This is a genomic window from Methylobacterium sp. FF17, assembly GCF_025813715.1.
GTDB lineage: Bacteria > Pseudomonadota > Alphaproteobacteria > Rhizobiales > Beijerinckiaceae > Methylobacterium > Methylobacterium flocculans.
On sequence record NZ_CP107532.1, the window covers coordinates 2,930,001 to 2,952,704 of the forward strand.

Genomic DNA, 22,704 nt, shown 5'->3' on the forward strand with positions numbered 1-22,704 from the left:
CTGCGCAACCGGGCCGAGGAGGCCCTGCGCAGCGCCGAATCGCCCGAGGCGCTGCGGGCGGCCCTGGAGGGCGTGATCGAGGAGAGCGACGGCCTGATCCGGGTGTTCAACGCGCTCCTGATGATCGCGCGCCTGGAGGGGGCCGAGGCGCGGGCGGATTTCCAGGTCTTCGATGCCGGGCCGGTGGTGCAGGCGGTGGCCGAGCTCTACGAGCCCCTCGCCTCCGAGCAGGGCTTGAGCCTGACGGTGGCCCTCGCGGGTGGCCCGCTGACGATGCGGGGCAACCGCGAACTGGTGGGGCAGGCCCTCGCGAACCTCCTCGACAACGCGGTGAAGTATGGGGGGGCGCGGGGCGTGATCGCGGTGGAGGCCGCGCGCGTCGGCGGGAGCCTCCGGCTGAGCGTCTCCGATCCTGGCCCCGGGATTCCCCCGGAGGCGCGGACGCGGGTGCTCGACCGGTTCGTCCGGCTGGAGGAGGCGCGCTCCCGGCCCGGTTTCGGCCTGGGGCTGAGCCTCGTCGACGCCGTGGTGCGCCTGCACCGGGGCACCCTGTCGCTCGAAGACCGGAGTTCGGACGCGTCTGCCTCCGGGCTCGCCGTCGTGATAACCCTGCCGGCAGAGGAATCGGGGGAGTAGGTCATGGCGCAGGGCGGTACGGGCACCGGCAGCCTTCGCGCGCGGCTGAGCGCGGCGCCGGTCCTGTCCGACCCGGAGGGAGCGCGGGCCCGGCTCGACGCGGTCGCGCCCCTCCTGGGCCCCGCCGGACTGGACCCGGCGGTGCAGACCCTGCTCCTCGGGATCGCGGATCATTCCGCCTTCCTCTGGCCGTTGATCGCGCGGGCGCCGGAGCGCCTGGCCGCCCTGCTCGAGGCGGAGCCGGAGGCGGCGCATGCGGACATCGTCGCCCGGCAGCGCGCGGCGGGCCGGGAGGCCGACCACGCGCAGGTGGCGACGGTCCTGCGCCGCAACCGCGACGCGCACGCGCTGCTGGTGGCGCTGGCCGATATCGGCGGGCTCTGGCCGCTGGAGACCGTGACGGCGGCGCTATCCGACTTCGCCGATGCCTCCGTGCGCGCCGCCACCGACGCCATGCTGCTGCAGGCGGCCGCGGCGGGGCGCTTCCTCCCGCGCGACCCGTCGGATCCGCAGGTGGAATCCGGCCTCGTGGTGCTGGCCCTCGGCAAGCACGGCGCGGGCGAACTGAATTACTCCAGCGACATCGACCTCGTGGTGTTCTTCGATCCCGAAACGGCGCCCCTGAAGGCGGACCTGCCCGCCACGCCGTTCTTCACCAAGCTGGCGCAGGGCATCGCCCGGCTCCTGCAGGAGCGCACCGCCGACGGCTACGTCCACCGGGTCGATTACCGCCTGCGGCCGGACCCGGGCTCGACCCCGGCCGCGCTGTCGCTGAACGCGGCCTACGTCTACTACGAGAACCTCGGCCAGAACTGGGAGCGCGCGGCCTACATCAAGGCGCGCGCCGTCGCGGGCGATATCCCGGCCGGGGAGCAGTTCCTCGCCAACCTGCGGCCCTTCATCTGGCGCAAGTACTTCGATTTCGCCTCCATCGCCGACGTGCATGCGATGAAGCGCCAGATCCACGCCGTGCGCGGGCACGACACCCTCGCGGTGGCCGGGCACGACATCAAGCTCGGGCGCGGCGGCATCCGCGAGATCGAGTTCTTCGTCCAGACCCAGCAGCTCGTCTTCGGCGGGCGCCGGCCGGAGCTGCGCGGGCGCCGCACCGTTGCGATGCTCGACGGCCTGACGCGCGACGGCTGGATCGACGCGACCGCCCGCGACGAGCTCACGGAGGCCTATGCGTTCCTGCGCACCGTCGAGCATCGCCTGCAGATGGTGCGCGACGAGCAGACCCAGCGCCTGCCGGTCGAATCCGAGGAGCTCGAACGCTTCGCGCACTTCGCCGGCTTCGAGACGCGCGCGGCCTTCGAGGCGGCCCTGCTCCACCATGCCCGGCGGGTGCAGGGCCATTACGCCCTGCTGTTCGAGGCCGAGCCCGACCTCTCCTCGGACGTGGGCGACCTCGTCTTCAGCGGCACCGGTGACGATCCGGCGACGCTCGCCACCCTGCGCACCCTCGGGTTCCGCGAGCCGGAGCGGGCGGTGGAGACCGTGCGCGGCTGGCATTTCGGGCGCCGCTCCGCCGTGCGCACGCCCCGCGCCCGGGAGGTGCTGACCGAGCTGGTTCCGGCGCTGATGCAGGCGCTCGGCGGCACCGCGCATCCCGACGCCGCCCTCGACACCCTCGACCGCGCCTTCGCGCGGATGCCCGCCGCCCTCGAACTCCTCACCATCCTGCGCTCGAACGAGCGGCTGCGCCTGCTCTTCGCCGACCTCCTCGGCACGGCGCCCCGCCTCGCCGAGACCGTGGCCTTCAGCCCGCACGTGCTCGACACGGTGATCGACCGCGATTTCGCCGATGCCAGCACCGACGCGGAGGCACTGGCGCGGCAGTTCCGGGCCCGCCTCGGGCAGCCGTCCGACCACGAGGATTTCCTCGACCGGTCCCGCGACGCCGCCCGGCAATTGCGCTTCCTCACCGGGGCGCGCCTCCTCTCCGGCATCCTGTCGCCGGCGGAGGCCGGACGCGCCTTCGCGGGCATCGCCGATGCGGTGGTGGCCGCGACGGTGGAGCGCGTCTCCGACGGCTTCTTCGCCGAGCACGGGGCGGTGCCGAAGGGCCGCTTCGCGGTGCTCGGCCTCGGCCGCCTCGGTTCGCGGCAGCTCACGGCGGATTCCGACCTCGACCTCGTGCTCCTCTACGACTTCGACCCCGACGACCGCACCAGCGCCGGCCCGAAACCCCTCGACGCGGCGGTGGCCTATAACCGCCTCGCGCAGCGCATCGTGGCGGCCCTCACGGTCCCGACCCGGCGTGGGCATCTCTACGAGGTCGATCTGCGCCTGCGCCCCGGCGGCGGGCAGGGGCCGGTGGCGGTGCAGTGGCGCGGGTTTCGCGCCTACCACGACGGCGATGCCGAGCTCTGGGAGCACATGGCCCTGACCCGGGCCCGGGTGATCGCCGGAGACCCGGGTCTCGCGGCCGAACTCGACGGCGAGATCCGCGCCGTCGTGCGCCGCGAGCGGGTGCCCGCCGAGGTGTACGCGGCGGTGCGGACGATGCGGCGGCTGGTGGAGGCCGAGAAGGGATCGCGCGGTTCGCTCGACCTCAAGCTCGCCCCCGGCGGCCTGCTCGACCTCGATTTCCTGGCCCAGGCCCTGGTGCTGGCGCATGCCCATCACCGGCCCGACCTCATCGGGCCCGGGGCGGCCGCGGTGTTCGGGTGCGCCGCCGGGCATGGTCTCCTCTCGGCGGCGGATGCCGACCGGCTCGCCGAGGCCTATCGCCAGTTCGACGACGTGCTGCACTGGCAGCGGCTGATGGTGGAGGGAGAGGCGGCCGAGGCATCGCCCGTGGCCCTGTCGCGCCTCGCCGTCGCCATAGGGGCACCGGATACGGGCCGGCTGGTCGAGCAGCTCGACGAGCAGCGCGAGGTCGTGCGGGCCGTGTTCGATCGCCTGCTCGGGGCGTAGCGGCGGTCGGAGTCGGGTGGCGAGCGAGCTTGCCACCTCCCGCCGAGGATGGCGGCGGCCGGCCTCCTACCGCCTCCGGCTGATCGGTTCTCAAGATCAATTCATCGACCGAGGCCCGTCTCAGACCAGTTCCGGCTTCGCCGCGCGCGCCGTGGCGCCGGCGGCGTCGCGCAGGAGCGCGACGGTTTCCTGGGCGGCCTCGGTGGACAGGGCCTGGAGATGGGCGGGTGTCGGCACGGGCAGGCGGACCATCACGATGGTGCCGAGGCCCTCCTGGGAGCGGATGCGCAGGGCGCCCCCGTGGAGTTCGGCCATCGAGCGCGCGATGGCGAGGCCGAGGCCGGAGCCCTTGTGGGTGCGGGTGAGGTTGGTCTCGACCTGCTGGAAGGGCGCGCCGAGGCGGCGCAGCGCCGATTTCGGGATTCCGATGCCGGTATCCTCCACGAAGATGTGGATGTTGTCGCCGGCGGGGCGCGCCTTGACGATGATCCGGCCGTCGCCCGAGGGCGTGAACTTCACCGCGTTCTGCAGCAGGTTGGTGAGGATCTGGTGCAGGGCACGCTCGTCCGCGAGCACGGTGAGGTCCGCGACCACGTCCACGTGGATGCTCAGGGACTTGGCGCGGGCCCCCTCGCCCACGAGCTTGAGGGAGCCCTCGATCGCGGTGGCGACCGCGATCTCGCGCGGGACGAGCCGGACCTTCTGGGCCTCGATGCGCGACATGTTCAGGATGTCGTCGATGACCGAGAGCAGGTAGTCGCCGCTGGAGCGGATGTCGCGGCAATAGTCGGTGTAGCGCGGTGATCCGAGATCGCCGTAGACCTCGCTCTCCATGAGTTCGGCAAAACCCATGATCGCGTTGAGCGGCGTGCGCAGCTCGTGGCTCATCGTGGCGAGGAATTCGGATTTCGCCTGGTTGGCGCCCTCGGCCTGGGCCTTCTGGTCGAGGTAGCGCTCGGCGAGGTCCGCCAGCTGCTGGGTCTGGAGTTCGAGGGTGCGGCGCGAGCGCTTGAGGTCGCGCACCGTCTCGATGAGTTCGCGCTCGGAGCGCACCAGCTGTTCCTGATGGCGCTTGAGGCTGGTGATGTCGGTGCCCACCGAGACGTAACCGCCATCCTTGGTGCGGCGTTCGCTGATCTGCAGCCAGCGGCCGTCGGTCAGCTCCGCCTCGAAGGTGCGGGCGGTGGCGCCGCTGGGTTCGAGGTCGCGCAACTCGCGCCGCACGGGGGGGAGCACGCCCCGGCCCATGATCTCGGCGTAGCGCTTGCCCGGCGTCGCATCTTCCGCGCTGAGGGCGTGGAGGTGGCGGAACTTCGAGTTGCACAGGACGAGGCGGTTGCCGGTATCCCAGAGCACGAAGGCCTCCGAGATCGCCTCCACCGCGTCGCGCAGGCGCATGTCGGCGGTGGCGTTGAGTTCCGCCAGGGTGCGCTGCTCGGTGACGTCGAGGGCGATGCCGACGAGGTGGCGGCCGCCATCCGCCGCGTCGGGCACGATCTCGGCGCGCACGCGCATCCAGATCCAGTTGCCGGCCGCGCCGCGAACCCGGAACTCGTGGTCGACGGTGGACTGGCTCGCCGCGAGGTGCCGGGCGAGGCTGTAGAGGTCGCCGTCATCCGGGTGGACGAGGGCGTTGACGTCCCCGAACGACAGGAACTCGCGCTCCCGGTCGTAACCCAGCAGGGCGTACATCGAATCCGACCAGTAGATGCGGCCGCGCGGGATGTCCCAGTCCCACAGGCCGCAGCGTCCGCGTCCCAGCGCGGTGTCGAGGCGCTGCTTGATCTGCTCGCAGACCCGGTCGACGGCGTAGGCCCGCCGCGTCTGGAGCGCGTAGGCGATGCCGGTGCCGATGATGACGAGGGCGGCGGCCCCGAGCAGGATCGCCTGGTTGCGCATCCGCGTGGACCAGCCGGCGGTGATCTCGGAGAGCGGCTGCAGCACGGCGACCCGCCCGCGCCCGTCCGGCAGGTTGCGCAGCGCGGCGACCACCATCGAACCGTCGGCCAGGGTGATCTGCATCACCCCGGCGCGCTCGCCGAGGGTGCTCAGCGCCTGCATCTCCCCGAGAAGCTCGGTCAGGGACCGCGTCGGGCTGGACAGGGGCGGGGTGGCGGCCACGATCGTGTCGTCGGGTGCGACCAGCAGGATGCGCCGGCCCCTGGGAAGCAGGCCCGGCGGCAGCACCGCGTCGAGGCTCCGCTGCACGGCCTCCGCCTTCGCCCCACCCTCGATCTCCAGTCCCCGGGACGCGGCGGCCGCGAGCCGTGTCACGACCTCCACGTCGATCGTTGCGGCGCGGACCACGTCCTCCCGCTGGCTCTCCATCAGCAGGGCCGCCACCGTCGCGAGGCAGATCAGGAAAGTCGCGAACAGGGCCGGCAGGGCGTAGCGCAGCCACGTCTCCGCCCGCACGAAACGGACATGCGCGGCATGCTGCGGCCGATGGATACCCAGAATGGTATCGGCGCGCGCGGAGAGGGAAGCGGAATCCGCCTCCAGCATGGTTCGACTCCGCAAATCGGATGGGTTCGTCAGGGAACGGGGCCCGTCGAGGCCACGCTTCGAATCGTATACGATTCAACAGGTCCACGGCCGTTTTGTCCACGCGTTTTTTCGAATGGCGCTTGACTCGCGAAGCGAATCGGAGGTCCGAAACATAGGTTGGTGCGCGGCAAAAAACCGATTCGCGACAGGGACTTACGAGCCCGCGAGGGTCCGCTCCAGGATGTCGCCGACATCCCGTGACAAGCCGGCCACAGAGCGGATTTCCGTGAGCGCCGCCTGCGCCTGTCCGCGCCGTTTCGGCTCCAGCATCCGCCACGATCCGAACGCCGTCAGCAGGCGCGCGGCGATCTGCGGGTTGGTGCGGTCGAGGGCCAGAATCGTCTCTACCACAAGGCGATAGCCGGCCCCGTCCGGGCGGTTGAACTGGGTCGGATTTCCCATGCTGAAGCTGCCGATCAGGGCGCGGACCCGGTTCGGATTGCTGGCCGAGAAAGTGGGATGGGCCTGGAGGCGGCGGATGCGCTCCGGGGTCTCGGGCTCCGGGATGCCGGCCTGGATCGCCAGCCACTTGTCGAGGACGAGGGGCTCGGACCGGAAGGATGCGGCGAAGCGCTCCAGGGCGGCCTCGCGGGCCTCGCCCGGCACCTGGGCCAGGACCGCCAGGGCCGCGAGGCGGTCGGTCATGGTGGTCGCGTCGGCCATCTGCGCGGTGGCCTCGGCGGAGGCCGCCTCCGGATCCGCCGCCGCGATCAGGTCGAGGGCGGCGTTGCGCAGGGCGCGGCGTCCGGCCGCCGCGGCATCGGGGCTGAAGGGCGTGCCCGGCGCATCCGCCAGGGCGTCGCGCAGGCCCCGCAGCCGCTCGGCGAGCCCGGCGCCGAGCTGGCGGCGCAGGGCGTGGCGCGCGTGGTGGATCGCGTCGGGGTCGATCTCGGCGCCGATCTCGTTGGCGACGTCCGCCTCGCTCGGCAGTGCCAGGACCAGGGCGGCGAAGGCCGGGTCGGCCAGCGCCTCGGCATCCAGGAAGGCGCCGAGGGCATCGCGGAACGCCGTCGCCGCCGTCTCCGGCACGGCGCCCGAGCGCGTACCCTGCACGAGCAGGCGCATGGCGACGGCCTGGGCCGCCTGCCAGCGGTTGAACGAGTCGCTGTCGTGGCGCAGGAGCGTGAGGCGGTCGGCGTCCGAGACGTCCATGTCGAGCCGGACGGGGGCGGAGAAGCCGCGCAGCAGCGAGGGCACCGGCGGCACCGGCACGTCCGTGAAGGTCACGGCGTCGCTCGCCCGGTCGAGGACGAACACCCCGTCCCGGACCCGCTCGGCGGTCGCCCCGGCGAGGGGACCGTCCGGGCCGACGAGGCCGAGGCTGATCGGGATCACCAGGGGCGGCCCGTCGGGTGCGCCGGCCAAGCTCTGCCGGAAATCGAGGCGGTAGCTGCGCGCCTGCGCATCGTAGTGGCCCTGCACCGCCACGCGCGGCGTCCCGGGGCGCTCGTACCAGCGCGCGAAGGCGTCGAGGTCCCGGCCCGAGGTCGCCGCGAGGGCGGCGAGGAAATCCTCCACCGTGGCGGCGGTGCCGTCGTTGTCCGTGAAGTAGCGGTCCATCCCGGCGCGGAAGGCCGTCTCCCCGAGGAGCGTGCGCAGCATCCGCACGATCTCGGCGCCCTTCTCGTAGACGGTGGCCGTGTAGAAGTTGTTGATCTCGGTGTAGGCGCGCGGCCGCACGGGATGGGCCAGCGGGCCGGCGTCCTCGGGGAACTGGCGGGCGCGCAGGGTACGGACCTCGCCGATGCGGTGGACGGCGCGCGAGCGCATGTCGGAGGAGAATTCCTGGTCGCGGAAGACGGTCAGGCCCTCCTTGAGGCAGAGCTGGAACCAGTCCCGGCAGGTGATGCGGTTGCCCGTCCAGTTGTGGAAGTACTCGTGCGCGATGATCGCCTCGATGGCCGCGTAATCGGAATCCGTCGCCGTCTCGGGCGAAGCGAGCACGTAGCGGTCGTTGAAGATGTTGAGGCCCTTGTTCTCCATGGCGCCCATGTTGAAGTCGGAGACCGCGACCACGTTGAACACGTCGAGGTCGTAGGCCCGGCCGAAGGCGGTCTCGTCCCAGGCCATCGAGCGGGCGATGGCCTCCAGGGCATAGCCCGCCCGGTCCGCCTTGCCGGACTCGACGTAGACGGCGAGCTCGACCGTCCGGCCCTCGCTCGTGGTGAAGTCGCGCCGGACGTGATCGAGGCGTCCGCCGACCAGGGCGAAGAGGTAGGCGGGCTTCGGGTGCGGATCGTGCCAGATCGCGTAGTGCCGGCCCGGCCCCGCCGCGCCGGCCTCCACCGGGTTGCCGTTGCCCAGCAGCACGGGGGCTTCGTCCCGGTCGGCCTCGATGCGGGTGGTGTAGACCGCCATCACGTCGGGGCGGTCGAGGAAGTAGGTGATGCGGCGGAAGCCGTCGGCCTCGCACTGGGTGCAGTAGACGCCGTTCGAGCGGTAGAGCCCCATCAGCTTGGTGTTCGCCGTCGGATCCACCACGGTCTCGATGGTGAGGGTGAAGGGGCCGGCCGGCGGGTTCGCCAGGGTCAGCCCGGTGGGCGTGGCGACGTAGGCCTCCGCCGGCAGCGGCACGCCGTCGAGGGCGAGGCCCGTCAGGGTGAGATCGTCGCCGTCGAGGACCAGGGGCGCGCCGGGCCGTCCGGCGGGGTTCGGCCGCAGGGTCAGCTCCGCCCGCACCCGCGTCGCGCTCGGGTGGAGCGAGACCGCCAGCGCCACGGTCCCGATCAGGTGGTCGCTGGGGCGGTAATCCTCCAGGCGGATCGTGATCGGGGTCTCTGTGCGCATGGGGCGTCCTCTGGCTATGCCGTCCCTTGTGCGGCGGGCGGGCGGCGCGCGCAACGCGGATGCGGGCCACCTCGTTGACGCGCAAGCGCGCCGGACCACATAGGCGCTCATCCTCGGAGAGCACGAAAACCCATGCGATTCCTCCACACCATGGTCCGCGTCGCGGACCTCGACCGCGCCCTCGACTTCTACGTGAACACCTTCGGGCTCCAGGAGGTGCGCCGCGTCGATAACGAGAAGGGCCGCTTCACCCTGGTCTTCCTCGCCGCCCCCGACGATGCCGGCACCGCCCGCGAGACGCAGGCGCCGGTGATCGAGCTGACCCACAACTGGGACCCGGAGACCTATTCGGGCGGGCGCAACTTCGGCCACCTCGCCTACGAGGTGGACGACATCTACGCGTTCTGCGCCAAGCTGCAGGCGGCGGGCATCACCATCAACCGACCGCCGCGCGACGGCAACATGGCCTTCGTGAAGTCGCCCGACGGGATCTCGATCGAGCTCCTGCAGAATGGACCGGCGAAGCCCCAGCAGGAGCCCTGGGCCTCCATGGAGAACACCGGCACCTGGTAGGTCCGGTCGCCCGATCCGCGACGCGCGTCGCGGATCGGTTCTGCCGGTGCCCTCAGGCGTCCGCCGCGGGGACGGGGGTGATGCCGAGCTGGCTGAGCTTGGCCGCCACCGCCTCGATGGGCCGGCGCAGCTTCAGGCTCATCACCGGGACCGGGATGCCGTCGCGGGCCATCGCGGTGAGCTGCTGGACGGATTCGAGCGTCCAGGCCGTGTCGTTCGTCGCCATCGCTTCCTCCTGATCCTGTGCGTGTCCGCGTGGTCAGGGCGCCGCGCGCCACACCAGGGCAGGTGGAGCGGGGAACCCGGCGGGCAAGCGCCTGACCCACAATCTCCGTGCGTCGTCCCCTCGCTCCGCACCTCTTACCCTTGCTCCGCACCTTGTGCCCTTGACCTGCCGCGTCCCCCCGGCGCACATCCGCGCCGGATCAGTCGGCCGGGCGGCCGCTCCGGACCTCAGGGTCCGGGGAGGAAAGTCCGGGCTCCATGGAGAGACGGTGCCGGATAACGTCCGGCGGGGGCGACCCCAGGGACAGTGCCACAGAGAGCAGACCGCCACGGATCGACGAAAGCCGATCCGCGGTAAGGGTGAAAGGGTGCGGTAAGAGCGCACCGCGGACGCGGCAACGCGGACGGCACGGCAAACCCCACCGGGAGCAAAACCGAATAGGGGCGACACGGCGGACCTTCGGGTCCGTTCAGGCCCTCTCTCCAGGCTCGTCGCCCGGGTTGGTTGCTCGAGGCGGTCGGCAACGACCGTCCCAGAGGAATGGCCGCCACGTCAGGGGGCCGCAAGGTTCCCGGGCCCTACAGAACCCGGCTTACAGGCCGACTGATCCACGCCCCGAACCGAAATCTCGCCGCGCAATCCGCCGCGAAAACTTACGCTCGGTTAACCTTGCTGAGGTCTGATCGCCGCTGGCCGCTCCCGCTCGGCCAGGTTCGTTGACGGCGCTCAGAGGCCCATGATACCCCGACTCATCCCGTCAACGGCGATTTTCGGATCGACGGACGCAGCCTGTCCCAGGCAGGCCGGTGTCCGCATGCGCGGTCGCGTCACGCGTCGACCCGGAGACGCCCCGTCTCTGCGCGCCGCGCCCGCGCGCTCCAGCCCCGTGAAAGGGACGCATGCGCCGCTTCGATCCGGTCACGTCGCCGACTCGTTTCCCCAATCCCTGCCGCGTCCCCGCCGGGGCCGCGCGATGACGCGCTCCCCGCGCGAGGCGCGCACGACGCGGTCCGTCGACGGCGCGCCGCACATCCCCGTCCTCCTCGCCGAGGTGCTGAGAGCCCTGGACCTGCCGGGCCGCGCGCTGGCGGTGGACGGCACCTTCGGCGCCGGCGGCTACACCCGCGCCATGCTCGAGGCCGATCCGGCCGTGCACGTCCTCGCCATCGACCGCGACCCCGGCGCGATCGCGGGCGGCGCGCCCCTGGTGGCGCAGGCGGGCGGCCGCCTGACCCTGGTGCCGGGCCGCTTCGGCAGCCTGGACGATTGCCTGCGCGATGCCGGGCACGGGCAGGCCGACGCCGTCGTCCTCGATATCGGCGTCTCCTCGATGCAGATCGACCAGCCCGAGCGCGGCTTCTCGTTCCGCAACGACGGCCCCCTCGACATGCGCATGGAGCGGGCCGGCCCGAGCGCCGCCGACCTCGTCAACGACTCCGAGGAGGCGGATCTCGCCGACATCATCTTCCATTACGGCGAGGAGCGCCGCTCCCGCGCGGTCGCTCGCGCGATCATCGAGGCGCGCCGCAAGGCCCGCATCGAGACCACGGGCCAACTCGCCGAGATCGTCGCCGGGGTGGTCTGGGCGGACCCGGCCAGCGGCATCCACCCGGCGACCCGCACCTTCCAGGGCCTGCGCATCGCGGTGAACGACGAACTCGGCGAACTGGTGCGGGCGCTGCACGCCGCCGAACGCGTCCTGAAACCGGGCGGCCGCCTCGGGGTGGTGACGTTCCACTCCCTGGAGGACCGGATCGTGAAGCAGTTCTTCTCGGCCCGCAGCGGCCGGGCGGCCCAGGCCTCGCGCCACGTGCCGAGCCTGGAGGCGCCGGCCCCCCGCAGCTTCGCGGCCGTGACCAAGGGCCCGGTCCTGCCCTCCGAGTCCGAGACCGCCGCCAACCCCCGCGCGCGTTCGGCCAAGCTGCGCGCGGTCGAGCGCACGGACGCCCCGGCGCCCGAGCCCCTGGCGGCCATCGAAGTGCTCGCGGCGCTGCCAGAGCGCACGGGCCGCAGCGGAGGAGCGCGCCGGTGATCCGTCTGCTGAACCTCGTCGCGGTGCTCGGCCTGATCGGATCGGCGATCTACGCCTACTCGATCAAGTACGACACCCTCTACCAGGCCGGCCAGGTCTCGAAGGCCCAGAGCCAGCTCAAGCGCGAGCGCCAGGCCATCGCGGTCCTGCGCGCCGAGTGGCAGCTGCTCACCCGGCCCGACCGCCTCCAGGCGGCGGTGGACCGCTACCTCGCGCTCGAGCCCATCGGCACCGCCCATCTCGGCCGCCTCGCCGACCTGCCGGCCCGGCCCGACCGGGGCGACGAGATCGGCCGCCTCCTCGCCGCCACCGCGACGCCCAAGGAGAAGCCGGCGGCGGGTCGCGGCGGCGACGAGCCGCGCACCACCGGCAGCGTCACGCCGCGCACCACCACAACCCGTACCCCGACCACGACTTCGAGGTAGTGTCCGTGTCCGAAGTCCAGCATCCGGAAACCCCGCCCCGCGACGCGCCGGAGCTCGACCGTCCGCTGGACGGGCCCGAGCCCGCCGCGATGCAGGGCGCTGAGGCCGTGCCCGAGGCGCCCGCCGAGCGGGTGCTCGAACCTGTGGCCGAGCCCCTGGCCGAACCGTCGGCGGTCTCGACCCTCGCCAAGCCGCACTGGTTCGTCGCCGGCGCCAAGGCGATGTTCCACCTCGCGATCGAGCGCTCCTATGCCCGCGTCGGCATCGTCGGCCTCGGCTTCGCGCTGGTCTTCGCCACGATCTCCGGACGCCTCGTCTACATGGCGGCCTTCCCCGAGGCCGATAACGGCGACCGCCGGATCGCGGCCGCCGCCACCACGGCGATCCGGCCCGACATCATCGACCGCAACGGCGAGATCCTGGCCACCGACATCCGCACGGTCTCGATCTTCGCCGAGCCCCGCAACATCTACGACAAGGACGAGGCGGTCGAACTCCTCACCGCCGTGCTTCCGCAGATCAACGCGACCGAATTGCGGGCCAAGCTCTCCACCAAGAAGGGCTTCGTCTGGGTCAAGCGCGAGATCACCCCGAAGCAGCAGGCGGAGGTCCACCGCCTCGGCATCCCGGGCATCGGCTTCCTGCCCGACCACAAGCGCGTCTATCCGAACGGAACGGCGGCCGCCCACATCCTCGGCATCACCAACCTCGACAATGTCGGCATCGCGGGCATCGAGAAGTACATCGACAACCAGGGCAACAAGGCCCTCAACGATTTCGGCCTCGTGGCCAAGCAGACCGACCTGAAGCCGGTGCAGCTCTCCATCGACCTGCGCGCGCAGTTCGCCGTGCGCGACGAGCTCGCCTGGGGCCTCGAGCACTTCAGGGCCAAGGCCGCCGCCGCCATGATCCTCGACGTGCAGACCGGCGAGGTGATCGCGCTCGCCTCGCTGCCGGACTTCGATCCGAACGACCCGGCCGACGCGCTGAACCCCGACCGCATCAACCGCATGAATGTCGGCGTCTACGAGATGGGCTCGACCTTCAAGGCGATGACGCTGGCGATGGCCCTCGATTCCGGCAAGTTCAACGTCAACTCGACCTTCGACACGCGCGGCGGCGTGCTGAACTGGGGCCGACAGAAGATTCACGAGTACCACGGCACCAACCGGGTCATCACCATGCCGGAGGTGTTCACGCACTCCTCCAACATCGGTTCGGCCAAGATGGCGCTGGGCATCGGCGTGCCCGGCCACAAGGCCTTCCTCAAGAAGATGGGCCTGACCGACCGCGTGCGCACGGAGCTCCCCGAGAGCGCCGAGCCCATCGTCCCGTCGCGCTGGACCGAGATCAACACCATCACCATCGCGTTCGGCCACGGCCTCGCGGTGGCGCCGATCCAGGCGACGGCGGCGGTGGCGGCCATCGCCAATGGCGGCTTCCTGATGACGCCGACCTTCCTCAAGACCAACGCCCAGGACGCGATGGCCAAGGCCGTGCGGGTGCTGAAGCCCGAGACCAGCGAGGCGATGCGCTTCATCATGCGCCTCAACGCCGTCGAGGGTTCGGCCAAGAAGGCGGCGATCCCGTACTATTACGTGGGCGGCAAGACCGGCACGGCCGAGAAGGTGATCCACGGCCGCTACGTGAAGAACCGCCTGTTCACCACCTTCATGGCGGCGGCGCCCATGAACAACCCGAAATACCTCTTCGTCACCATCATGGACGAGCCGCAGGGCCTGCCGGAATCGGGCGGCTACGCCACCGCCGCCTGGAATTCCGGCGTCGTCACCGGCCGGGTGATCGAGCGGGTCGCCCCCGTGCTCGGCCTGCCGCCGCAATTCGATCCGCCCGTGAAGCCCTTCCCGCTCATGGTGAAGCTCGGCGCCTATCACGCGACCCAGTTGGACGGGAAATGAGCGCACGGACCCTCGGAGCCCTGTTCCCGGAGGCCGAGGCGGCCTCCGCCGATCTCCCCGTCACCGGCCTGACGGCGGATTCGCGCAAGGCCGGCCCCGGCACCGTGTTCGTCGCGGTTCCGGGCACGACGGCCGATGGCCGCCGCTTCGCCGCGAAGGCGGCGGCGGCCGGCGCCGTGGCGGTGGTGGGCGAGGGGACCCGTCCGGCCGACCTCGACGGGGGCGTGCCCTACGTCGCCGTCGCGGACGTGCGCCGCAGCCTCGCGCTCGCCGCCCGCGCCTTCTCGGGGCGCCAGCCCGCGCATGTGATCGCCGTCACCGGCACCAGCGGGAAGAGTTCTGTCACAGACTTCGTGCGCCAGATCCTGTCGCGCCTCGCCGCGCCGGCCGCGAGCCTCGGCACGGTGGGCATCGTCACCGACAGGGGCGCCACCTACGGCTCCCTGACCACGCCCGACCCGGTGAGCCTGCAGGCCACCCTGGCGGACCTCGCCGATGACGGCATCGCCTACCTCGCCATGGAGGCCTCCTCGCACGGCATCGAGCAGCGCCGCCTCGACGGGGTCGATCTCGCGGCCGTGGGCTACACCAATCTCGGGCGCGACCACCTCGACTACCACGCGACCATGGACGAGTACCTCGCCGCCAAGCTGCGGCTGTTCACGACCCTGGCCCGGCCCGGCATCCCGGCGGTGATCAACCGCGACGGCGCCTACGCGGACATCGTGGTCGCCGCCGCCTCGGCGCGCGGCCTCGAGGTTCACACCACGGGCACCCGGGGCGACACGGTGCGCCTCGAGGGCGCGCGCACCGAGGGCTTCCACCAGCATCTCGCGCTCCAGGCGCCGGGTCCCTCCGGCCGCCTGCAGGACTATGCCGTCCGCCTGCCCCTCGTCGGCGGGTTCCAGGTCGAGAACGCGCTCCTCGCCGCCGGGCTCGTGCTGGCGACCCCCGCCGGCCGGGCCGACCCGGCGGGCGTCATCGCCGCCCTCGAACACCTCACCGGGGTGCCGGGCCGGATGGAGCGCATCGGGGAGGCGCGGGGCGGGCTCTGCCTCGTCGACTATGCCCACAAGCCGGAAGCCCTGGAGGGCGTGCTCACCGCCCTGCGGCCCTTCGCGACCGGACGCCTGCGCGTGGTCTTCGGCTGCGGCGGCGACCGCGACCGGGGCAAGCGCCCGATCATGGGGGCCATCGCGGCCCGGCTCGCCGACGCGGTCATCGTCACCGACGACAATCCGCGCAGCGAGGAGCCCTCGGCCATCCGGGCCGCGATCCTGGCGGCGGCGCCCGGGGCTGTCGAGATCGGCGACCGGGCCGAGGCGATCCGCGCCGCCGTGGCGGCCCTGGGGCCCGGCGACGTGCTCGTGGTCGCCGGCAAGGGCCATGAAACCGGCCAGATCGTGGGATCACAGGTCTTGCCCTTCTCGGACCACGACGTCCTCCGGGCTGCGATCGCGGAAGCCTCAGCATGACCGACACGACTTCGCTTGGCACGGACTCACTTGGTTCAACCCCGCTGTGGACGCCCCAGGCCCTGGAGGCCGCCACCGGCGGCAGCCTGCACGGCGAGGGCGGGGCCGTCACCGGCGCGTCGATCGACACGCGCACCCTGCAGCCCGGCGACCTGTTCTTCGCCATTCGCGGCGAGGCGCGGGACGGGCACGACTTCGTGCCCGCCGCCCTCGCGGGCGGGGCCGGCGCGGCCGTGGTCTCGGCGGCGCGGGCGGGCGAGTTCGCCGGGGCCGGCCCGGTCCTGGCAGTGTCGGGTGCGGGCGACGACCCCGTCCTCGACGCCATGCGGGCCCTCGGCCTCGCCGCGCGGGCGCGCACCGGGGCCGCCGTCGTCGCGGTGACGGGCTCGGTCGGCAAGACCGGCACCAAGGAGGCCCTGCGCCACGTCCTGGCCGCGCAGGGGGCGACGCACGCCTCCATCGCCTCCTACAACAACCACTGGGGCGTGCCGCTGACGCTGGCGCGGATGCCCGCCGACACCGCCTTCGGCGTGTTCGAGATCGGCATGAACCACCCCCGCGAGATCGTGCCGCTGACCGCCATGGTCCGCCCTGACATCGCCCTGGTGACCACCGTCGAGCCCGTGCATATCGAGCACTTCGCCTCGCTCTCGGCCATCGCCGACGCCAAGGGCGAGATCTTCTCCGGGCTGAAGCCCGGCGGCACCGCCATCCTCAACCGCGACAACCCGAGTTATGCGCGGCTGCTCGCCCATGCCCAGGCCTCGCCGGCCGGGCGGGTCGTCACCTTCGGCGAGCATCCGGAGGCCGATGTCCGGGCGCTGCGGATCGTGCTGCGCCCCGACCTCTCCGTGGTGGACGCGGTGGTGATGGGCATCCCCGTGACCTACCGGCTCGGCACGCCGGGCCGGCACACCGCGATGAACTCGCTCGGCGTCATGGCGGTGGTGCATGCGCTGGGGGCGGACCTCGCCCGCGCGGCCCTGTCGCTCGCCGCCCTGCGGCCCCCGGTGGGACGCGGCCAGCGCACCGCCCTGGCGGTCGACGGCGGCGAGGCCTTCCTCGTCGACGAGAGCTACAACGCCAACCCGGCCTCGGTCCGCGCCGCCCTCGCCACCCTCGCGGGGATCGAGACCGGCCCGCGCGGCCGCCGCATCGCCGTGCTCGGCGACATGCTGGAACTCGGGGGCGAGGCCGAGGCCCACCACCGCGACCTCGCCGGAGCCGTCGAGGCGGCGAAGGTCGATCTCGTCTTCACGGCCGGCGCTCTGATGCGCAACCTCTTCGAGGCCCTGCCGGTGAGCCGGCGCGGGGCCTTCGCCGCGACCTCCGCCGAATTGACCGATCCCGTCCTCTCCGTGCTGCGCCCCGGCGACGCCGTGATGGTCAAGGGATCGAACAGCATCCGCATGGGCCGGATTGTGGAAGCGCTCAAAGCCCGGTACGCGGACGCCGAAGCCGAGCCGCACGCCGTCGCGCGCTGAAGCGAGCGCTTTCGAACCGACCGGGGATGGGCGCGCGCGTCCAGCCCGCCGGCCGGACTTCCCACGACACACGGCCGGGTGCTGGATGCTGTATCTCCTGTCGGACCTGAGCGGCACCGTCTCCGCCCTCAACGTCTTCCGCTACATCACCTTCCGCACCGGCGGCGCGCTGTTCACGGCGGGCCTGTTCGTGTTCTGGTTCGGGCCGCTCATCATCTCCCTGCTGCGCCTGCGCCAGGGCAAGGGCCAGCCGATCCGCGAGGACGGCCCGCAATCGCACCTGCTGACGAAGCGCGGCACGCCCACCATGGGCGGGCTGATGATTCTCGCCGGCTGCATCGTGGCGATCCTGCTCTGGGCCAACCCGCGCAACCACTACGTCTGGGTGACGCTGGCGGTGACCCTGGGCTTCGGCGCCATCGGCTTCTACGACGACTACCTCAAGGTGACGAAGCAGTCGCACAAGGGCTTCTCGGGCAAGTTCCGCCTCGCGCTGGAGGCCTGCATCGCGATCGCCGCCTGCACGCTCATCGCGGTCTACTCGCCGCCCGCCCTGCAGAACCAGCTCGCCTTCCCGGTCTTCAAGGACGCGCTCCTGAACCTCGGCTGGTTCTACGTGCTGTTCGCCGCCTTCGTGATCGTCGGCGCGGGCAACTCGGTGAACATGACCGACGGCCTCGACGGCCTCGCCATCGTGCCGGTGATGATCGCCTGCGGCACCTTCGGGGTGATCGCCTACCTCGTCGGCAACGTCTTCACGGCGGGCTACCTGCAGGTGAACTACGTGCGCGACACCGGCGAACTCGCGGTGGTCTGCGGCGCGGTGATCGGGGCCGGACTCGGCTTCCTCTGGTTCAACGCGCCCCCCGCCCAGGTCTTCATGGGCGATACCGGCTCCCTGGCGCTCGGCGGCCTCCTCGGCACCATCGCGGTGGCGACGAAGCACGAGATCGTGCTCGCCATCGTCGGCGGCCTGTTCGTGCTCGAGATGATGTCGGTGATCATCCAGGTCGCCTCGTTCAAGCTCACCGGCAAGCGCGTCTTCCGCATGGCGCCGATCCACCACCACTTCGAGCAGAAGGGCTGGAAGGAGCCGCAGGTCGTGATCCGGTTCTGGATCATCGCGGTGATCCTGGCGCTCGCCGGCCTCGCCACGCTGAAGCTGCGCTGAGGGGGCGCCGATGACCCCCGTCACCTGCTTTGCCGGCCGCAAGGTCGCCCTGTTCGGGCTGGGCGGATCGGGCCTCGCCACCGTGCGCGCGCTCCTCGCCGGCGGCGCCGACGTGCTCGCCTGGGACGACAGCCCCGAGAGCACGGCCCGCGCCCGCGACCAGGGCGTCACGGTCTTCGACCTCACCGAGGCGGATTTCTCGGAATTCGCCGCGCTGGTCCTGGCCCCGGGCGTTCCCCTGACCCACCCGGTCCCGCACTGGACCGTCGAGCGGGCGCGGGTCGCCGGCATCCCGGTCATCGGCGACATCGAACTGTTCGTGCAGGAGCGCCGCGCCCTCGCGCCGGGCGCGCCCTTCGTCGCGATTACCGGCACCAACGGCAAGTCGACCACTACGGCGCTCATCGCCCACATCCTCGCCGCCGCCGGGCGCGACGTGCAGATGGGCGGCAACATCGGCACCGCGATCCTGTCCCTGGAGCCCCCGGCCCCGGACCGCATCCACGTGATCGAGCTGTCCTCGTTCCAGATCGACCTGACGCCGAGCCTCGACCCGAGCCTCGGCATCCTCCTCAACATCACGCCGGACCACCTCGACCGGCACGGGACGCTCGCCGACTACGCCGCCATCAAGGCCCGCCTGGTGGCGGGCGCGGACCGCGCCATCGTCGGCATCGACGACGCCCTCAGCCGCGCCATCGCCGACGCGCGGACGGGGCCTTGCGTGCGCATCCATGTCGGGACGCCGGAGCCCGGCTTCGACGGCCTCTCGGCCCGCGACGGCATGGTGTTCGACGTCGACGGCACGCGCATCGCCGATCTCACCGGCATCGGGTCGCTGCGCGGCGCCCATAACTGGCAGAACGCGGCCGTGGCCGCCGCCTGCGTCCGGGCGCTCGGCATCAGCGATGCCGACCTCGTCGCCGGGCTGCGCAGCTTTCCCGGCCTGCCCCACCGGATGGAGGAGGTCGGCCGGCGCGGCCGGGTGCTCTTCGTCAACGATTCGAAGGCCACCAACGCCGATTCCGCCGAGAAGGCGCTCACCGCCTTCCGGGACATCCACTGGATCCTCGGCGGCAAGGCCAAGGAGGGTGGAATCGAGCCCCTCGCGCCCCTCTTCGACCGCGTCTCCCATGCCTACCTGATCGGGGCCGCCAGCGACGCCTTCTCCGCCACCCTGGAGGGCCGCGTGCCCTATACCGCCTGCGGGACCCTGGCGGTCGCCACCGCGGCGGCGGCGCGCGCCGCCGCCGCCGCGGTGGCGGTCGAGCCCGTGGTGCTGCTCTCCCCGGCCTGCGCCTCCTACGATCAGTTCCGCAGCTTCGAGGATCGTGGGGATCAGTTCCGGAATCTGGTGCGCGGGCTGGCCTGAGCCCGGCCGCTTGGCGAATTCTCAATCATTGCCGCGCCTGATCGGAGGCGTGTAGCGCGCCTCAGCCCTGTCGGCGGCGCGGCGATGGGTTGAGTGCATGGCGTCCACGATGGCACCCGGCGCGGCGCGCTGGCAGGCGGGAGCCTGGGCTCACCTGACCGTCCTCGACGTCCTGCGGCACGTGGCGAAGGTGCTCCTCGTCGCCTTCGTGTTCTTCGCCTGCTTCGCCTTCTCCGACACCTCGCCCTACGACGTGGTGGCGATTCCCACCATCCTGCTCTGGCTCTGCCTCGGCCTGCGCCTGCACCGGGGCATGCTGCCGCTGCTGGGGCTCCTGGTCGTCTACGTCAGCGCGATCACGCTGGCACTGCTGCCGTTCATCGACCAGCCCCTGCCGGTCACCTGGACGATCCAGCTCGCCTACCTGTCGATCACCGGCGTGTTCTTCGCGATGCTGTTCTCCGAGGACACGCAGGCGCGCATGGAACTGGCGCTGAAGACCTTCGTGGCGAGCTGCCTCCTGTCGAGCGCCTTCGGCATCGTCGGCTATTTCGGCTACATCCCCACCGAGGACCTGTTCTACAAGTACGGCCGCGCCTCGGGCACCTTCCAGGACCCGAACGTGTTCGGCTCCTTCCTGACCCTCGGCGCGCTCTACCTCATGCACGGGCTGCTGCTCGGCACCACGCGCCGGCCCATCCTCTCCTGCGCGATCCTGATAATGATCGTGGCCGGCATCTTCCTGTCGTTCTCGCGCGGCTCCTGGGCCGGATCGCTCATCGCGGTCGGCGTGATGGTCGCCAGCGTCTATCGCACGACCCGCTCCACGGTCCTGCGCCGGCGCATCGTCACCCTGACGGTGCTGGCGCTCGCCGCCACCGCCCTCGCCATCGTGGGCCTGCTCTCGATCGGCGACACGGCGGAGATGTTCTCCAAGCGCGCCGCGGTCACGCAGGATTACGACACCGGCGAGACCGGGCGGTTCGGCAACCAGATGCGTGGCCTCGGCATGCTGGTGGACGAGCCCCTCGGGATGGGTCCCCTGCGCTGGCGCCTGATCTTCGCCCTGGAGCCGCACAACAGCTACATCGGCAGCTTCGCCAATGGCGGCTGGGTCGGCGGGGCCACCTTCATCGGCCTCGTCCTGATGACGAGCGTCGTCGGCTTCCGGCTGATGAACCGGGACACGCCCTTCCGGCGCCACGCGCAGATCGTCTGGCCGGCGCTGCTGATGTTCTTCCTGCAGGCGGTGCAGATCGACATCGAGAAGTGGCGCCACGTCTACATGATGCTCGGCATGATCTGGGGGCTGGAGGCGGCGCGCCTGCGCTGGCTCGCGGGCCGGGCCTGAGCGCGCCGACCGGCCGTCAGGTCGCGTCCGGTTCCGGCTTCTCCGCCTGCGCCTCTTCGGGCTCTTCCGGCTCAGGCTCCGCCGTCCAGGCCGTGGCGAAGGCGGCCAGATGCTGGGCGCTCGCGAAGGCCAGCACCGTCACGGCACGCTCGGCCGGCATCGCGCCGGGATAGGGCGCCAGCAGGACCTTCTCCTCAGACAGCCGGGCGCCCGGCGCGTGCGCGGCCAGCCAGGATTCGGCTTCCGCCGAGAGGCGGGTCGGGTCGCCGGCGTCGCGGGCGCGGGCATCCCCGCGCAGCACGAGGACGTAGGAGCCCAGCGCCGGATTGCGCTGCTGCACCGCCTGGACGATGTCGATCATCATGGTGTCGGTGTCCCGGATGCCGTCAGTGCAGCTTCACGCGCGATTCGGTGCGCCGGGTCAGGGCGCGCGCGACCGCGTCGAGGGTGGTCTTCACGGTGCCGTGCAGGGCCTGCTCGTGCATCTTGTAGAGCGAGCGGTACATCATCCGGGCGAACAGCCCGGCGATGAACAGGTTCTTGCCCTTGATGAACCCCATCAGGTTGCCCACGGTCGAGTACTCGCCCAGCGAGACCAGCGAGCCGAAATCGCGGTACTTGAAGGCTTTCAGCGGCTTGCCGGCCATCTTGTCGGGGATGATCTTGATGAGGTGCGTGGCCTGCTGGTGCGCCGCCTGGGCTCGGGGCGGGATCGGCGTGTCCGAGCCCTTCTCCACGAGGTAGGCGCAATCGCCCATGGCGAAGACGTCCGGGTCGCGGGTGGTCTGCAGGGTGGGGGTCACGACGAGCTGGTTGTTGCGGGTGGTCTCCAGCCCGCCGATCTCGTGCAGGAAGGGCGGCGCCTTCACGCCGGCCGCCCAGACCACGAGTTCGGAGGGGATGAAACCGCCATCGGCGAGTTGCACGCCGTCGGGCCGGACCTCCGTCACCCGCGCGCCGGTGCGGACCTCCACGCCGATCTTGTTGAGGAGCCCCATGACGTCCTGGGAGAGGCGCTCCGGCACGGCCGGCAGGATGCGGCTCGCCGCTTCCACCAGCGTGATCTTGAGGTCCTTGGCCGGGTCGATCCGGTCGAGGCCGGTCGCCGCCACGTGGCGGGTGGTGCGGTGGAGTTCGGCCGCGAGTTCGGTGCCGGTGGCGCCGGCCCCGATCACCGTGACGTGGAGCTGGCCGGGCCGCACGGGCCCGCTCTGGGTGTGGGCGCGCAGCATGCCGTTCACGAGGCGCTGGTGGAAGCGCACCGCCTGGCCCTGCGTGTCCAGGGCGATGGCGTTCTCCTTCACGCCGGGCGTGCCGAAATCGTTGGTGGTCGAACCCACCGCCATCACCAGCGTGTCGTAGGGAATCTCGCGCACGGGCGTGACCTCGCGGCCCTCCGTGTCGTGGCTGGCCGCGAGGTGGATGACGCGCCGGGCCCGGTCGAGGCCGGTCATCTCGCCGATGCGGTAGCGGAAATTGTGCCGGTGGGCGTGGTGCAGGTAATCGACCGCGTGATGGCCGACATCGAGGCTGCCGGCGGCGACCTCGTGCAGCAGCGGCTTCCAGATATGGGTCCGGGCGCGGTCCACCAGGGTCACGTGCGCCTTGCCGCCGCGACCGAGCTTCTCGCCGAGCTTGGTCGCGAGCTGGAGCCCCGCCGCGCCGCCCCCGACCACCACGATGCGGTGCAGGTTCTCTACCGATTCGCCCGGGACCATGAACGTCGCGTCCTCGCTGATGTGCAGGCCGGCCGATGCGGGCCCGCGACGGGAGCGACACGGGCGTGC

16 protein-coding genes and 1 other RNA gene (1 of these 17 cut by a window edge) are annotated in these 22,704 nt (G+C 71.7%); 12 read left to right on the forward strand and 5 right to left on the reverse strand.

Annotation, left to right across the window (positions count from 1 at the left end; genetic code table 11):
• Together OF380_RS13795 and OF380_RS13800 are read left to right on the forward strand one after the other, a co-directional pair.
• Positions 1–636 carry the final stretch of a sensor histidine kinase gene (locus OF380_RS13795; RefSeq protein ID WP_264044953.1) on the forward strand. Its footprint begins 789 nt before the window's first position, so the window shows 636 of its 1,425 coding nt (coding positions 790–1,425); its start codon lies beyond the left edge, outside the window; its stop codon occupies positions 634–636.
• Positions 637–639: 3 nt separating this feature from the next.
• Positions 640–3,555 (forward strand): bifunctional [glutamine synthetase] adenylyltransferase/[glutamine synthetase]-adenylyl-L-tyrosine phosphorylase, encoded by a 2,916-nt coding sequence (locus tag OF380_RS13800; protein ID WP_264044955.1) that lies wholly within the window; start codon positions 640–642, stop codon positions 3,553–3,555.
• Between the two features lie 120 nt (positions 3,556–3,675).
• Here the strand turns inward: OF380_RS13800 and OF380_RS13805 are convergent, their stop codons facing one another.
• The gene (locus tag OF380_RS13805) at positions 3,676–6,060 is read right to left on the reverse strand and encodes a PAS domain-containing sensor histidine kinase (RefSeq protein WP_264044957.1); all 2,385 of its coding nucleotides are present in this window, start codon (positions 6,058–6,060) and stop codon (positions 3,676–3,678) included.
• A gap of 195 nt (positions 6,061–6,255) precedes the next feature.
• Positions 6,256–8,889, reverse strand: a complete 2,634-nt coding sequence (gene pepN / locus OF380_RS13810) for an aminopeptidase N (protein WP_264044959.1) — start codon at positions 8,887–8,889, stop codon at positions 6,256–6,258.
• Positions 8,890–9,021: 132 nt separating this feature from the next.
• Here pepN and gloA point away from each other — a divergent pair, with 132 nt between their 5' ends.
• Entirely contained in the window at positions 9,022–9,462 is a 441-nt protein-coding gene (gene gloA / locus OF380_RS13815; protein ID WP_264044961.1) for a lactoylglutathione lyase, read from the forward strand.
• Positions 9,463–9,514: 52 nt separating this feature from the next.
• Here the strand turns inward: gloA and OF380_RS13820 are convergent, their stop codons facing one another.
• Positions 9,515–9,688: a hypothetical protein gene (locus tag OF380_RS13820; protein WP_264044963.1), complete on the reverse strand. Its 174-nt coding sequence runs from the start codon at positions 9,686–9,688 to the stop codon at positions 9,515–9,517.
• A gap of 199 nt (positions 9,689–9,887) precedes the next feature.
• Between OF380_RS13820 and rnpB the strand changes: the two genes are divergently transcribed.
• The 9 genes from rnpB (at position 9,888) to OF380_RS13865 (ending at position 20,917) form a co-directional block, all read left to right on the forward strand.
• Positions 9,888–10,299, forward strand: an RNA gene (gene rnpB, locus OF380_RS13825) — RNase P RNA component class A.
• A 362-nt stretch (positions 10,300–10,661) separates the two neighbouring features.
• Entirely contained in the window at positions 10,662–11,720 is a 1,059-nt protein-coding gene (gene rsmH / locus OF380_RS13830; protein WP_264044965.1) for a 16S rRNA (cytosine(1402)-N(4))-methyltransferase RsmH, read from the forward strand.
• Complete coding sequence (ftsL, locus tag OF380_RS13835) at positions 11,717–12,145, forward strand: cell division protein FtsL (RefSeq protein ID WP_264044967.1); 429 nt, start codon at positions 11,717–11,719, stop codon at positions 12,143–12,145. The genes rsmH and ftsL overlap by 4 nt, the downstream gene beginning before the upstream one ends.
• Positions 12,146–12,234: 89 nt before the next feature.
• Positions 12,235–14,064, forward strand: a complete 1,830-nt coding sequence (locus tag OF380_RS13840; protein ID WP_264051325.1) for a peptidoglycan D,D-transpeptidase FtsI family protein — start codon at positions 12,235–12,237, stop codon at positions 14,062–14,064.
• Positions 14,061–15,539 carry a UDP-N-acetylmuramoyl-L-alanyl-D-glutamate--2,6-diaminopimelate ligase gene (locus tag OF380_RS13845; RefSeq protein ID WP_264044969.1) on the forward strand — a complete coding sequence of 493 codons (1,479 nt, stop codon included), beginning with the start codon at positions 14,061–14,063 and terminating at the stop codon, positions 15,537–15,539. Before OF380_RS13840 ends, OF380_RS13845 begins: the two co-directional genes overlap by 4 nt.
• Positions 15,536–17,023 (forward strand): UDP-N-acetylmuramoylalanyl-D-glutamyl-2,6-diaminopimelate--D-alanyl-D-alanine ligase, encoded by a 1,488-nt coding sequence (locus OF380_RS13850; RefSeq protein ID WP_264044971.1) that lies wholly within the window; start codon positions 15,536–15,538, stop codon positions 17,021–17,023. The genes OF380_RS13845 and OF380_RS13850 overlap by 4 nt, the downstream gene beginning before the upstream one ends.
• Positions 17,024–17,108: 85 nt before the next feature.
• Complete coding sequence (mraY, locus tag OF380_RS13855) at positions 17,109–18,194, forward strand: phospho-N-acetylmuramoyl-pentapeptide-transferase (protein ID WP_264044973.1); 1,086 nt, start codon at positions 17,109–17,111, stop codon at positions 18,192–18,194.
• Between the two features lie 10 nt (positions 18,195–18,204).
• Positions 18,205–19,566, forward strand: a complete 1,362-nt coding sequence (murD, locus tag OF380_RS13860) for a UDP-N-acetylmuramoyl-L-alanine--D-glutamate ligase (protein WP_264044975.1) — start codon at positions 18,205–18,207, stop codon at positions 19,564–19,566.
• A gap of 97 nt (positions 19,567–19,663) precedes the next feature.
• On the forward strand, positions 19,664–20,917 hold the full coding sequence (locus OF380_RS13865; RefSeq protein ID WP_264044978.1) for an O-antigen ligase family protein: 1,254 nt from the start codon (positions 19,664–19,666) through the stop codon (positions 20,915–20,917).
• 16 nt (positions 20,918–20,933) lie between these two features.
• Here the strand turns inward: OF380_RS13865 and OF380_RS13870 are convergent, their stop codons facing one another.
• Positions 20,934–21,278 (reverse strand): hypothetical protein, encoded by a 345-nt coding sequence (locus tag OF380_RS13870; RefSeq protein WP_264051326.1) that lies wholly within the window; start codon positions 21,276–21,278, stop codon positions 20,934–20,936.
• Between the two features lie 25 nt (positions 21,279–21,303).
• Positions 21,304–22,635 (reverse strand): NAD(P)/FAD-dependent oxidoreductase, encoded by a 1,332-nt coding sequence (locus OF380_RS13875; RefSeq protein WP_264044980.1) that lies wholly within the window; start codon positions 22,633–22,635, stop codon positions 21,304–21,306.
• Between the last annotated feature and the right edge of the window lie 69 nt (positions 22,636–22,704).